Origin of the sequence: Chelatococcus sambhunathii (assembly GCF_001418005.1) — a bacterium.
In the GTDB taxonomy this organism is placed as follows: Bacteria; Pseudomonadota; Alphaproteobacteria; order Rhizobiales; family Beijerinckiaceae; genus Chelatococcus_A; species Chelatococcus_A sambhunathii.
In genome coordinates, this window is sequence record NZ_LIOL01000012.1 from 77,804 (window position 1) to 90,209 (window position 12,406).

12 protein-coding genes and 1 pseudogene are annotated in these 12,406 nt (G+C 67.9%); all 13 read right to left on the reverse strand.

Annotated elements, in window-relative coordinates; all coding sequences use genetic code 11:
- Positions 1-21: 21 nt before the first annotated feature.
- Positions 22-2,517 (reverse strand): tape measure protein, encoded by a 2,496-nt coding sequence (locus ASC46_RS18155; protein WP_210166017.1) that lies wholly within the window; start codon positions 2,515-2,517, stop codon positions 22-24.
- Complete coding sequence (locus ASC46_RS21960) at positions 2,486-2,617, reverse strand: DUF7697 family protein (RefSeq protein WP_425349165.1); 132 nt, start codon at positions 2,615-2,617, stop codon at positions 2,486-2,488. The genes ASC46_RS18155 and ASC46_RS21960 overlap by 32 nt, the downstream gene beginning before the upstream one ends.
- A gap of 98 nt (positions 2,618-2,715) precedes the next feature.
- Positions 2,716-3,153, reverse strand: a complete 438-nt coding sequence (locus ASC46_RS18160) for a hypothetical protein (RefSeq protein WP_055460710.1) — start codon at positions 3,151-3,153, stop codon at positions 2,716-2,718.
- Between the two features lie 51 nt (positions 3,154-3,204).
- Positions 3,205-4,476: a phage tail tube protein gene (locus ASC46_RS18165; protein ID WP_055460711.1), complete on the reverse strand. Its 1,272-nt coding sequence runs from the start codon at positions 4,474-4,476 to the stop codon at positions 3,205-3,207.
- 40 nt (positions 4,477-4,516) lie between these two features.
- A complete protein-coding gene (locus tag ASC46_RS18170) occupies positions 4,517-4,948 on the reverse strand; it encodes a hypothetical protein (RefSeq protein WP_210166018.1) in 432 nt (143 codons plus the stop codon).
- Entirely contained in the window at positions 4,948-5,607 is a 660-nt protein-coding gene (locus ASC46_RS18175; RefSeq protein WP_055460713.1) for a DUF6441 family protein, read from the reverse strand. Before ASC46_RS18175 ends, ASC46_RS18170 begins: the two co-directional genes overlap by 1 nt.
- A complete protein-coding gene (locus ASC46_RS18180) occupies positions 5,604-5,915 on the reverse strand; it encodes a head-tail joining protein (RefSeq protein WP_055460714.1) in 312 nt (103 codons plus the stop codon). The genes ASC46_RS18175 and ASC46_RS18180 overlap by 4 nt, the downstream gene beginning before the upstream one ends.
- A gap of 41 nt (positions 5,916-5,956) precedes the next feature.
- A complete protein-coding gene (locus ASC46_RS18185) occupies positions 5,957-6,292 on the reverse strand; it encodes a DUF2190 family protein (RefSeq protein WP_055460715.1) in 336 nt (111 codons plus the stop codon).
- Positions 6,293-6,377: 85 nt separating this feature from the next.
- Positions 6,378-8,417, reverse strand: coding sequence for a prohead protease/major capsid protein fusion protein (locus tag ASC46_RS18190; RefSeq protein ID WP_055460716.1), 2,040 nt, complete (start codon positions 8,415-8,417; stop codon positions 6,378-6,380).
- A gap of 4 nt (positions 8,418-8,421) precedes the next feature.
- Positions 8,422-9,942 carry a phage portal protein gene (locus tag ASC46_RS18195; protein WP_055460717.1) on the reverse strand — a complete coding sequence of 507 codons (1,521 nt, stop codon included), beginning with the start codon at positions 9,940-9,942 and terminating at the stop codon, positions 8,422-8,424.
- Positions 9,942-10,151: a phage head-tail joining protein gene (locus tag ASC46_RS18200; protein WP_055460718.1), complete on the reverse strand. Its 210-nt coding sequence runs from the start codon at positions 10,149-10,151 to the stop codon at positions 9,942-9,944. The genes ASC46_RS18195 and ASC46_RS18200 overlap by 1 nt, the downstream gene beginning before the upstream one ends.
- A gap of 1 nt (position 10,152) precedes the next feature.
- Entirely contained in the window at positions 10,153-12,156 is a 2,004-nt protein-coding gene (locus ASC46_RS18205; RefSeq protein ID WP_055460719.1) for a phage terminase large subunit family protein, read from the reverse strand.
- Positions 12,104-12,406, reverse strand: a pseudogene (locus ASC46_RS18210) (hypothetical protein); the annotation flags it as partial. The gene ASC46_RS18205 and the pseudogene ASC46_RS18210, both read right to left, overlap by 53 nt.

A 12,406-nucleotide genomic window follows, 5' to 3' on the forward strand; every position in this document is an offset into this window, starting at 1 on the left:
ATCCGTCGGAGATTGCCCAGTTCAGAGATTACGGCGGGCCCGCTCCATGGCGCGGGCGGCGTCGGCGGCGATCTGCCCTTGGGCGTAGCGAAAGCTGCCAGCATCCGGGGTGGAGATGTTCATCACCACGTTGACCGGTGGACGGGTTTCTCGTGCGGCGCCGATGGCGGCGAGCTGAGCCCGTGACAGCACCATCTCACCGCGCTGCAGGATCGCGGGCACCTCGTCGGCACGAAGCCCCGCGAGACCGCCGTCGTGGAAACGCGGCGCACCCGCAAAAGCGAATGCCGGGACGAGCCGCTGCTGAGCGGGCCCCCCGGCGACGCCGCCTTGATGGAAGATGCCGGCAAACAGCCCGCCTCCGCCGCCGAACAAGCCGCCGAGCAGTCCGCCGCTGCCTCCGCCAAGTGCATTGGCTAGAGGCCCGAGGATCGCGGAACGAACCGCGATGCGGGTGATGTCGGCGAGGATGCTGTCGGCGAGCGCCTTGAAGTCGATCTTGCCGCCGGTCACGAAGTTGGCGATGGCGTCCTCGGCGCTGCGAAAGGCGCTGGTGAGAGCGCTGCCGAGACCCTTGCCCCAGTCCATCGCCTCGCTGGCATAGCGGGACAGCTCCTCGCGAACCGCCGCCCAGCCGGTTGCCGCCTGTGTGGCCGCCGAAGCCGCCGCCTCCCCGGCGGCATGACTTGCTTCCGCGGCGCGTGCGGCGGAACCGGCCGAGCCTTCACCATCTCCTGCGGCATCGCCTCCGGCGCCGCCAATGGCTGCGAAGGCTTCATCCAGACGCTCCGTCGCCTCGGCCGCATCGTCGATTTCGGTATTTGCGCCCGCCATGGCCTCCCGGAGCGCCGCGATGGACGCAAGAGGCGCGCCAGCCAGCTCTCCCAGCGCCGTCGCTGTCGCTCTCGCCCTGTCGGCGGCGGCACGCGCATTCTCTGCGAAGGCCGTCAGACCGAAATCCGGCGTGGCGAATGTATCGGTCTCGAACGCGGCGGCGAAGGCATCACGCGCCGCATTGCCAGCCCGGCTCGCGGCGCCCACAAACTCGTTCTCGATCCGGCCGAGATCGACATCCGGCACCAGTTCGATGGTCCGCTCGATCCCGATCGCCGCCAGACCCGCATTGACGCCCTTGAGGAGTGCGTTGATGCCGTTGACCGCGCCGTTCAGCATCGACTCGAGACCGGCTACAGCCAAGTTCGCCGCCTGGATCGTCAGATCGCCGATTACCCGAGGCAGGTTGCTCCAGATCACGACCATCGCATCGAAAGCGCCTTGAAACGCCCCGATGATGCGGTTGGCGAAGGTGACGACGGCCTCGAGCGACGCCTGGAGCGCGTCGGCGATGCTCGCCTGAATGCCGCTCCAGGCGGCGTCGATGCGTGCTTTCAGGACGCCGGCCAACAGGCCGATCCTGTCCCAGACTTCGGTCGCCACGCCGCCAAGAAGACCGAGCGCCGCGCCGAAGCCGCCGGTCGCCTGCACCAGCCGACCGAACTGGTAGATCAGCTCACCCGCCGCCACGATAAGCGCGCCGATACCAGTTCGAATCAATGCGCCGCGTAGCAGCGTGAGCGCACCCGACAGGCTGAAGGTCGCGACACGGGCGGCGACGAAGGCTGCGACCCAGCGTCCGGCCATGAAGCCGGCGAAGGCGATGCCGATGGCGGCGAGCCTTTCCAGATTGTCGGCAACAAGGATCAGGCCCTCGGCCACCATGGACGAGGCGCCCGCCATCTGGTCCCAGGTCCCGACGAGTTGCAGCGCGGCATTGCCAATCAGCGTGAAGGCATCGCCGATGGTCGCCGGCATCGAGTCCGCTTCCTCGCGCAGCCGCTCGAGATTGCCGATCAGCGCCGTGCGGATGACATCGCCGGTGATAGCGCCCTGCTGACCGAGGGTGCGCAAACCTGAGACGGTGGTGCCGAGTTCGGCGGCCAGCAATTCTGCGAGCCGGCCGCCGCTCTGGATCACGGTGTTGAGGTTGTCTCCGCTGAGCGTGCCGAGGGCCATGGCCTTGGAGAGCGCGTTCTGCACCGAAGCCGCGCGCTCGGCCCGCGCGCCCGAGACGACCATGGCGTTGTTCAGCGCCTCGGTGAAATCCAGCGATTCACGTGTGGTCAGACCGAGTTCACGCAATGCAGTGGCGTTGGCGAGCCAGGATTCCGCCGTCTGCTCCAGGTTCGAGTAGGTTCGGCGCGCCATTTCGGCGAGCCGTTGCATGACTGCGGCACCCGTCTCTTGCGCCCCCGTCGCCAGAACCACCCGCGAGCGCAGTTCACTCCAACTGTCGGCATAGGCAGCGATCTGGCGAATGCTGAGCGCACCGCCCAGAACACCGGCGATGCGGGCAAGGGCAGCATTGGTGACATCGACTTCCCGGCGGATCTTGCGAAAGCTCTGCGCTCCGGTCTCGCCGATACCGGCGATCTCCGCCTGGACCTGGCGCCCTCCGACGGCAGCCAGACGAACGGAGACGCGTTTCTCAGCCATCGCGATCAGACCTGATTTGGGCATTCAGCCCACGCACCATCACGCCCTCCACCTCGGGCAGAAGTTCCGCGCAGACGAGCGTGTCCAAGCCAAGCGCGTGCGCCCAGATAAGCGCAGCGGTCATGTCGAGGCCGAGGACCGCACCGGGGACGGCGCGTAGCTGACCCGTGAGCTTTTTGGCGAGATCCCAAACCTGCCATCCTTCGACCGTCTGCGGACGGTTCAGGACAACGGGACATTCGTTGCAGGCGCCGCGGCAGGATCGGCAATACTGCTCACCCCCGCCGAAGTGCCACTCGGCGAGGGCGCGGAGTCGTTTTTTTCCGCTTCCAGCAACAGGCCCCTCGACACGTAGCGGAGCTGGAAGGCCTCGAAGATCGGCAAGATGTCCAGGAGGGCATCGATGCCTTCCGGTGTGACGGGCGCCGGATCGCCTTCAGCATCGCCGACGCCTTCCCATTCCAGAACGACCAGCCGCGCCAGGGCCTTGGCCATGGTGACCGCGATGATCTCGTTGGAAGCCCCTTCAGGCAATGCGGCCACCATTGCGTCACTGCGGGCGGCGGCCATCAGGGCGGTGGTCAGGGGAGCGACGCGCACACGCACGCCGTGTCCGAGGTCGAGCCAGCTCGGCTCGCGCGACAGGTTCAGTCGGATCATGCGAATTTTCCTCACAAAGGATGTGGATGGCCGAAAGCCCGACAAGGATGATCAGGCGTAGCTCGTGATGTCGTTCAGGAGATGGACGCGCAGCATCGTGCCCTCGACGTCATCGAAAGCAGCGCGCCAGTCGAAGCTCGCTTCCACCCCGCCGGGGCCGGAGACGGCGTATTTCGGTTTGGGCAGAAAGACCCGCGGCAGCTCGAAGCGGAGCGCATAGCCTTCCGGGAAGGTGAACCCGTATTCGAGTCCGACAGGATCGCCATTGGCGGCCTCGGCCACGAGCGTCGCGCCATCGAAGCGTACCGACATCGACCCTTCCGCCGAGGCGAACGTGGGATCGGCCGCCTCGATCTTGCCGTCCTCGCGAATGACGCGGACACGTTCGAGATTATTGGAGAAGGTAAGGCTGCCGCCAGTGACGCCCGCGAGCGCCGTACCGCCGCGCCGAATGAAACCCCGTCCCTGGCTGAAGCGCCGGAGCGCGTAGGCCGTCGGGCTTGCGTCCACCGTCGCCGAGAAGCGTTCCTCGCCTTGGGCCACGAGCTGGAGGCGGGCATTTGCCGGTCCCTCCTGGCCCATCTCGAAGTTCAGGCTCTCCATCACCGTGCCGAGGTGACGGAAGAACACCGGCGTCGTGAGCTTCGGATGGCCGACCTCGATCGTGTAGCTCGGGATGTCGTCGGCGCCGCTCTTCCAGACATGCGAGTAGCCGCCGCCGATCAAGGTCGGTGAGGAGACACTCGCCGCCGATGCAGCGATGGTGAAGCCGTTGCCAGACGGGCCTGCCGTGTCGAACCCGATCACCAGCGTCTGCGTGCTGGTGGGCCGGGAATAGGTGCATTTGGCGATTTCGGGATCGGCCGATGCATTGAGGTCGCTGACCAGCTGATCGACGGTCTGCGTGACCGTTCCCTGGATCTGCGTCTCCTGCGCGCCAGCCGTGCCGGAGACGAACGTCCAGACCGTACCGTTCAAGGTGATCGTGTCGCCCGCCGTGGGATTGACGGCGAAGACGATCGAGCCGCCAGCGCTCCTAGGAGCAGTCACCGGGTCTCCGAACAGGCCCGTCAGCCAGAAGCCCGTTCCACGCAGGTCGAGCGGGATGTCGAGCTGGCCCTCGTCGGTGATGAGGCCGCGATAGGGATCCTGCGCGTTGCGCCCGCGTCCGAGCAGCGGGTCATCCCCGAGCGGCTGGGCCGAGGAGAGATCGGTCGATTTGAAATCGAGGCTCTGATAGCCGGTCAGCGGCGCGACCCCGTAGCTTGCCTCCCGGCAGGCCTTGAGGGTGGCGTCCGCGCCATATGCGCGCGCCTTGGGCATGAATGACTCCCGTCTTGTCCGTGATTGGGTCGTGGTTGCGTCAGGTGATGAGCGGATCGCTCACCAGGTATTCGATCGTGACGATGATCCGGGCGGTCAGCATCGGCGGCGCGCCTTCGAGAGCGAGCGCGCCCGTCTCCGGGGCCGATGGCGTCAGGTTCTCGGCGAGGCCGCCGAGCGTCTCATCGACACGCAGGGCGGCCCCGATCGCACCAAGCAGCTGATCGAGTGCCGCTTCGCCGCCGCCGCTGGGATCCCGCGGCACATAGACTTCGAGCTCGACCCGGTGCGCGTAGAACTCGGTGCGGGGATTGAGGGTGATGTCGGGTTCGCCGGGTTCGCCATCGCGCAGGATGACAAGACCGGCGGCGGGAACCTTCTCGGGCAGCACCTCGTTGCGCCGCACCGGCGCCGCCAACTGGCCCGCGAGAACAGCTGCGAGTGCGGCGAGGATCTGTTCACGTCGAGACATCAGCGGCCTCCGTCTCCATCAGAAACCCAATTGCGGACAACCAGGCCGGGTAGCCGGTTGACCCAGCGCTCGGCGGCGCCGGCCACATCGAGACGCTTGCGGATCGTGACCTGCGGAACCAGGATGAACATCGGCACGGTCACTAATCCCCGGCCCGTTCGTAGTGCCGAAGCGCTCGCGCGCGTGAACCCGCCACGCTTGCCTGTTCTCGCACGCATCCCATCGGCCACGAGGAGTGAAGGGCCGTGGCGGCGGTAGACGAAACGCAGCCGCTGCCCGGTCCGTCGCTCCCATCCGCCCGGCGTAATCTTCCGCCCGCCATCGCCGTACCGGCCGGCGGCCGCTGTCGGGATCGCGAGGAAGAAGCCGTTCTTCGAGCGAATGGTCGCGCCGTTCTCATAGATGCGGATGATGCCCGGCGCCTTGGACCAGACGAGTCCCGCCGCCCGGATGCTGTCTTCGCCCCTGGGGTAGACTTGTCCGCGCCAGGTGCGCGCCAGTCTCGGCCCCAGTCCCGCCGAGGTGACCTGCGTCCGGAGCTCGGTCTTCAAGCCTTCGGTGGCCTGTGAGATCCCGGCCGTAACGGCCTTCTCGGCGGCCCTGATCTCGTCGCTCATCAACTTGCCGAGATCGCCGATCGTGCTGAGCGAGAGCCTCATGCCTCGCGCAACTCCGCCGTCCAGATCAGTCGCTCCGCATCGCGGCTCGGTTCCCCCTGGACGACATAGGAAACGCCGTCGAACTGGAACCCGTCGCCTTCGGCAAGGTTGGGCGCGTCGGCGACGCGAATGTCGAGCAGCGTCGTGGCGGCATGCAACCGTGTCTCGCCGAATTCGAAGGCCCGGTCGGGCCGGCGCAAGACGACCCGGACGGAGATAGCGCTGCCGCCCTTTGGCGTGTAGGTCGCGTCCCGCGCCATGTTCGGGTCGGCAAACAGTGACTGGAACGCAGCGGCGATGGCTGACATTCGTTACTCTCCCTGTCGCGCTACCGCGCTCCTCGCCTCTTTTAGAAGCTGCCATTCAGGCGAATCCGCCCGATGACGTCACCGGCGCCACCGGCGACGGCTTCGGTCGCAACGCCGATTAGGGTGTTGGCGGTGGCCGTCTTCGTCGCCTCCTTGTTAGTGTTGTCCCAGTAGACCTTGTCGCCCGCGGCCCACGCCTGCGAGGCGACCTTTTTCAGGTCGAAGACGCCGACGAGCGCGGTCTCGACGGGTTCGCCACTGGCGGCGGCGCCAGCCGCGATGCCGAAGATCGAGCCGACGAGCAGGCCGTCGCCGGAAACGACCGCATAGGGCGCGGTCAGGGTGATGGTGTTGCCGGGCTGGACGTAGTTCTTCATGAGCTTGATCCTCTTGGAAAGACGAAGGGCGGCCCGTCAGGACCGCCCATGTCGTCGGGGTTCAGGTGTCAGGGAAGGGGCCGGATCAGGCGCCCGGGTTCTTGTAGAGGCCGCGCCAGTCGATGGCCTTGGCGCCGAAGTCGAGGCGGCACTTGATCTCGACCCCGTCGACGTCGAAGCCATTGCGCGTCTCGATGTAGGCGCCCTGTTGGCCTTCGAGATAGGCGTACTCGATCGTGTCGATCTGGTTGGGGCTGGCGGCCAGATACCAGGCGGTCTCGCTGGCGGCATCGAGACGCGGCTCGGCGATGGGGCTAAGCGTGCGGATCGACTGGGGCACCACGTTGCCGCTCGACGGAGGCACGAGGTTCTGAGCGACCAGCTGCTCTGCCTTCAGTTCCAGAGATGCCGGCACGATCAGGAAGGCGGGTCGGATGTTGAGCACCGTCTTCTTGTCGAGCCCGGTCTGCTTCGCCATCGCCGCCCGAGCCGCGCCGACGGTGGTGACGTCGAGCGCCGCACCGGTGCCCGCGAGGTTCTTATGAGTGGTGTGGAACAGCGCATTGCCATCGGCCATGGCCGGGTTCGAGGTGATGATGCCCCAGACCACGTCCGACTCCAGCTGGGCGATGGAGTTGCCGTACATCGCCGGGATCCGGGTGAAGGCGTCTAGATCGTCGTTGATCAGCACCTGCCGGGTGATGGCGACAACCCGGCCGTAGGTCTTCACGCGGTAGCTTTCCTTGCTCTCGCCGAGCGTTCCGCGCTTGAACTCGCCGCTCTCGCCCACTTCCAGGAGCTGCGGCGCCTCGCCGAGCTGCACCCGGTGCATCGCCTTGAAGTCGGTCGCCAGAACCTGACGGCAGAAGAGTGCGAAGGTCCGCGGATAGGCCTCGTAGGCCTGGCGCAGGGTCTTGTTGGTGACGGCCGCGAGGATTTCGGGGAAGTCCGAGGTCGAATGCAGCGCGCGCGTCGCCACCTCGTCACGCGAGAGGCCGCGCGTGTTCACCCCGGCATTGCCGAGGCTTTCGCGGGCGAGTTCCAGCAGCGTCATGCCTCGATACTGACGGGCAGCATCTTCAAGCGGGAACAGCGTCGGGCTGTACCGGTGCAGCAGCGCATTGGCCACGGCATCGCGGCGGGTGATGCGCTCATCCCGGCCACCGAGCGGGACGGAGACTTGGCCGAAGGTCCGCGTCTCCTCCGACTTCGCTGCGACCTGATCGAGGATCAGGCGACGCGCCTCGTCGAGACCGGTGCCGCGCTTGACCAGATCCTCGGCGAGGCCGCGCTCGAGGTTCAGCCGACCGGCCAGATCGTAGATGGTCGAGACACGCTCCCGTTCGGCTTCGCGGGCGCGGTTCGCCACAGCCTCGGGATCCGTGGCTTCGGGCTTGGCAGTCTTCGGACGCGCGCGGGTCTGCGTGTCGGCCGCGCTCGGGGGCGTGTCGGTCATGGTGGTCTCCTCGGTCGCTGCCGTTTCGCTCGTCTGGTCGGCCACGACCTCGTCAGTCTGGGCCGGGGTCTGGGTCTTCTCCGTCATCGGGGATGCTCCTTGGGGGGTTGAGGGCGCGTCCCGGCGGTGAAGGACGCAGGTTTCAAGCGGGCTCTGGCTGCGGAAGCCCGCGGCGGGGTCGGCCCCGACCGGGACCGCTGAGATCTCGAAGGGGGTCCAGTCCACCGCCCGCCAGAGCTCCCGCCCGCCGTCGGGCTTGGAGATGTCGAAGCGATGGACCTGGTAGCCGATGGAGACCGCGCGGATGTGCCCGGCCTGGATGTCGCGCCAGATCGGCTCGACATCGGCGCGCTCGCTGATGCGGACCTGCGCGATGCCGCGGCCGTTCTCGATCCGCGCCGAGCCGGGCACCACCGAGCCGATGACGGCGTCGAGTGTGTCGATCTCATGCACCTTCAGGAACGGCGCGCCCGCGTTCAGCCGGTCGAGGCGCACATGAGCAGGGTCGAGGCTGAGTTCCTCGTCGTAGGGCTCGCCGAAGAAGCTCGCCCGCCGGACGCGTGCGCCCGCCGACCAGATCACCTCGACGGTGCGTGCGTCGGCATCGACGGTGTTCGGCGCAAGCTCCGCCGACCGGCGAAGCGCCGGCAGTTCGATCATCGTGTCCATGAAGTCAGTCCTGTTGGGCGGTGTCCGGCTGCCCCGTGTCGGGTTCCGGATCGGTTGCCGGGTCGCTCGATTGCGCGCTGCCGGTCTTGGTGACGCGGCGGGGGTCGCTGTCGAGCACGAGTCCGAGGGCGTCGAGCTTGGCGTTCGTCGCGGCGATCTCCGCCAGCACGGCGTCGGGATTGCGGCCCTGCCGGGCGATCACCTCGGCCAGAGTCATCGTGCCCGAGCGGATCGCCAGCAGGTTGGCCATCGCGTCCTTCTGCGGGTCGATCGCCTCGAACTTGGGCGGCGACCATTCGACCGGCACGTCCGGTGTCGGGATCTGCCCTGCGGCCCACGCGGCCTCGGTGAACCAGCGCCAGACCGGGGTGCAGAGCATCGGAATGAAGAGCTGCCACTGGACAGCGTCGATCATCCGGCGGAACTCGACGAGCCCCGCCCGGATGGAGGAGTAGTTCACCTGGCTGAGATCGCCGGTGAGTAGCTCGTAGGGCACCCGGAACCCGGCCGAAATCGTATGCAGGCTGGCGCGCTTGTATTCGCCATAGCCGCCGGTGGCGGCCGGCTGGTTGAAGCGGATGTCCTTTCCGCCGCGGGCATAGGCGATCAGTCCTGGTTCGAACTGCTCGACCCGGTTGCCATCGGCGTCGACCACCGCCGGGGCGATGCCCTGCTGCGCCTCGTCGTCCCCGAAGACGATGGCGGTGACGCAAGCCTCGGTCTTCTTGCGAACGATCTCGGCCACCTCGTAATCGTCGAGATCACGAAGGGCGCGGATAACCGGCGCGCCCCAGGGAACGCCGCGCGCCTGCGTGCGCTGCTTCTCATAGACATGCGCGATCTCGCTCGCCGGGACCGGCCGGCTCTGCAGGCCGTTTTGCAGGGCGCCATAGGCGTCGCCGGGATGCTCGGCGTGGAGCCAGTAGGCCCGGCGCCTGCCGAGCGGATCGAACTCGATCCCCTGCATGAGGCGGCCCGCACCGAGCGCGCCGGATTTGGTGGCGTCGAGGAAGTCGGCCTCCAGCACCTGCAATTGCAGCGGCACCGGCAGGCCGTCCGCAGCGCGGCGCAGGCGACGGCGCACCAGCACTTCGCCGGCCTCGACCATCTCACGGCAGATCAGCGTCTGAAGCCCGTAGAAGTCGAGCTGGCCGTCGGCGTCACAGGCCTCGGCCCATCGTTCGAACAGATCGTCGACGCGGCGGTCCAGCGTGTCGTCGCCGCTCGCGGCGCGCGGCATGATGCCCGCGCCAATGATGTTGTTCACCAGCACGGCCACGGCCTTGGCCGCGTGCGGGTTGTTGCGGACGAGGTCGCGCATGCGGTCGCGCAAGAGCGCCCCGGCCACGCCGATCTCGGTGTCAGCCGAGGATCCAGAGGCACGCCAGCCCTCCGTGCGGCGTCCTCGCGCGGCGCCCTCGTAGCCGCGCGCGAGCGTCTCGAACGCCTGTCGCGCCAGGACACGCCGCGCGGCGGCCCTAGGGGCGACCGAAGCGATGGCGCGGTCGAACCAGTTCACCGCCATCAACGATCCCCGCGCGAGAAGCCCGCGAGCCCGGCGATTGGAAGCGGCCGCCCCACACTGGCAATCGCGCGCTCGATGGTGCGGATGCGGGCGAGCAGATCCTCCGCCGAGCCGTAGTCCACGGACTTGCCGTCATAGCTGACGCGGGTCGTGCCACTGGCATAGGCCCGGCGCAGGGCCGAGAGCTCGGCTTCGGTCCAGTCGGTCATCTCAGAACCATCCTTCCCGCCGCCCGATCCAGTCGGAACGGCGTTTGCCTTGGGGTACCTGTCCCGGCCTGTGGATCTGCCCGGCGGGATCGCTGTCGGTCGGGGCCGCCCCGAGCTGGTCTTCGAGGTCGCGCCATTTCTCTTCGGGCCAGCGGTCGGCGCCCGCGATCCAGGCGGCCGCGCGGGCGTAGACTCGGCAATCGAGCGCCTCGTTGCGCTCACGCAGCTTCTGCCATTCGAGCTTCGCGAAGCCGCGCTTCGTGCGCACCGTGACCAGCTGTTCGGCCACGACCTGCTTCAGCCACTCGCTCTCGACCCATGTCGGCAGGTGGATCGTGCCGGGCGGGAACGCCGCGCCCTCGTCACGTTCCTCGGCCGTCGGGCGCTCCAGCCGCAGGAAGCGGTAGGTTTCGGCCTTGAAGGTCGAGACCGCCACCGTCCAGAGCCGGGCGCCGCGACGCAGGCGCTTCCCGCCCTCGGTCGCATCCACGAAAGTGGGGCCGGAGACCGGACTGGACCGATTGAAGCCTTCGAGCCCCTTGACTGGCGCGACCTGCGCAAAGCCGACCTTGCGCGACCAGGCGTAGACGGCCGGGGCTTCGTAGCCAGTATCGATGGCAAGCCGCGCGATCCGAAGGTGTGCGCCGTTTTCATGCGGCCACGACCGGTCGAGGAGTGCCGTCAACTGGTCCCAAGCGTCATGCCGGTCCGGCCCGCCCTCGATCACGACGTGATCGACGAGCCAGCTCTCGAGCCCTCGGCCCCAGGCCCAGACATCGACCTCGATGCGGTCCTTCTGGACATCCGCACCCGCCGTCAGGAACAGCCCGCCCGCTGGCACCGTGCCTGGCCGCCACGCCTCGCGGCGATCGTAGAGCCGCTGCCAATCCGGCGCCTCGCCGGTTTCGACCCATGTCTCGCCGAGGATGGTGTTGCGGAACGCCTTGATAGCCTCGTCGGAGCCCTGGGCCGCCTCCCAGCTGCGCGCGACCCGGGACCAGCTGAGCCAGCCCACCGGCGAGTAGAGCGCCGAGAGGTGGTAGCCGATAGTCGTGGGATCAGCGGCCCTGGCGGTCGCCCGCCATTCGCCGCGCTCCAGCATCGCCGTCTTGTGGTGCTCCGCGACGGCTCTGTCGCAGCCTTCGCAGATGTATTCCGCCGTCTCTGGCCGCCCCTTCTGCCAGCGCAGCCGCTCGAACTTCAGCCACTGCATCGCCCCGCAATGCGGACACGGCACGAAGAACCGGCGCTGGTCGGACGCCTCGAACTCGCGCTCGATGCGGCTGAACCCCCGGATCGTCGGCGTCGAGACCAGGAACACCTTGCGCCGGTGGGCGAAGGTCAGCGACCGCGCCTCGGCCAGGGTCACCGGGTCGCCTTCCTCGTCGGCCGAGGCCGGATAGGCATCGACCTCGTCGAGGAAGATGTAGCGCGCCGGGGTCGAGCGCAGACCGACCGCCGAGTTCGCGCCCGTCATGATCAGGATGCCGCCCGCGAATTCCTTGGACAGCATCGTGTTCCCGGCGTCGCGGGATCGGGCCGGTTTGACCCGCTCCCGGAGCTCGGGGCTCTCGTCGATCAGCGGGTCGATCCGCTGGCGCGAGTTGCGCTTCGCCAGTTCCACGGTCGGCTGGACTGCGAGCATGGGGCCCGGCGCCTGGTGGATGGCGAAGCCGATCCAGTTGTTGCCGGCTTCCGTCGCCCCGACCTGCGCGGCCTTCATGAACACGATCCGTTGCGCCGCGTCGCCGGGCGACAGCCGGTCCATGATCTCCCGCATGTAGGGCGTTCGCATTGTGCGGTAGTGCCCCGGTTCGGCCGAAGCGCGGGACGCCAACATCCGGTGCCGGTCCGCCCATTCCGAGACGGTGAGGTCGGGATCCGGTCGGATCCCGTTGCCCCAGGCGCGCAGGATCTCAGCCGCGCCTTCGAAATCCCTCAGGCCATCTTCATCACCGGAATTCGGGCCGGACCTCGGCGAGTTCGTCGAGGTGGGCGCGTACATGTTTCTCCAAGGCCTTCTGCATGGCGGCCGCCTCCACGCCGAGTTCGGCCGCCATCAGCGCCGCCGCGCGCGCCGGCCAGTTCACCCAGGCATCGCGCTCCTCGCGTGCCAGCCGAAACACGACCGCCACCGCCCGGGCGCGGTCGACGAGTTCTCCCTTGAGCTTCTGAAGCCGGATGCGCCGCTCCTGGGCCTTCAGCACCTCATTCGCGGTCTTGGCCTGCAGGAAGGTCGTGCCGCTGCCGACGGG

Excerpts from the sequence above, each read along its gene's own strand:
- ASC46_RS18155 (WP_210166017.1), bottom strand. The coding sequence starts at position 2,517 with ATGCCCAAATCAGGTCTGATCGCGATGGCTGAGAAACGCGTCTCCGTT.
- ASC46_RS21960 (WP_425349165.1), bottom strand. The coding sequence starts at position 2,617 with ATGACCGCTGCGCTTATCTGGGCGCACGCGCTTGGCTTGGACACGCTC.
- ASC46_RS18160 (WP_055460710.1), bottom strand. The coding sequence starts at position 3,153 with ATGATCCGACTGAACCTGTCGCGCGAGCCGAGCTGGCTCGACCTCGGA.
- ASC46_RS18165 (WP_055460711.1), bottom strand. The coding sequence starts at position 4,476 with ATGCCCAAGGCGCGCGCATATGGCGCGGACGCCACCCTCAAGGCCTGC.
- ASC46_RS18170 (WP_210166018.1), bottom strand. The coding sequence starts at position 4,948 with ATGTCTCGACGTGAACAGATCCTCGCCGCACTCGCAGCTGTTCTCGCG.
- ASC46_RS18175 (WP_055460713.1), bottom strand. The coding sequence starts at position 5,607 with ATGAGGCTCTCGCTCAGCACGATCGGCGATCTCGGCAAGTTGATGAGC.
- ASC46_RS18180 (WP_055460714.1), bottom strand. The coding sequence starts at position 5,915 with ATGTCAGCCATCGCCGCTGCGTTCCAGTCACTGTTTGCCGACCCGAAC.
- ASC46_RS18185 (WP_055460715.1), bottom strand. The coding sequence starts at position 6,292 with ATGAAGAACTACGTCCAGCCCGGCAACACCATCACCCTGACCGCGCCC.
- ASC46_RS18190 (WP_055460716.1), bottom strand. The coding sequence starts at position 8,417 with ATGGACACGATGATCGAACTGCCGGCGCTTCGCCGGTCGGCGGAGCTT.
- ASC46_RS18195 (WP_055460717.1), bottom strand. The coding sequence starts at position 9,942 with ATGGCGGTGAACTGGTTCGACCGCGCCATCGCTTCGGTCGCCCCTAGG.
- ASC46_RS18200 (WP_055460718.1), bottom strand. The coding sequence starts at position 10,151 with ATGACCGACTGGACCGAAGCCGAGCTCTCGGCCCTGCGCCGGGCCTAT.
- ASC46_RS18205 (WP_055460719.1), bottom strand. The coding sequence starts at position 12,156 with ATGTACGCGCCCACCTCGACGAACTCGCCGAGGTCCGGCCCGAATTCC.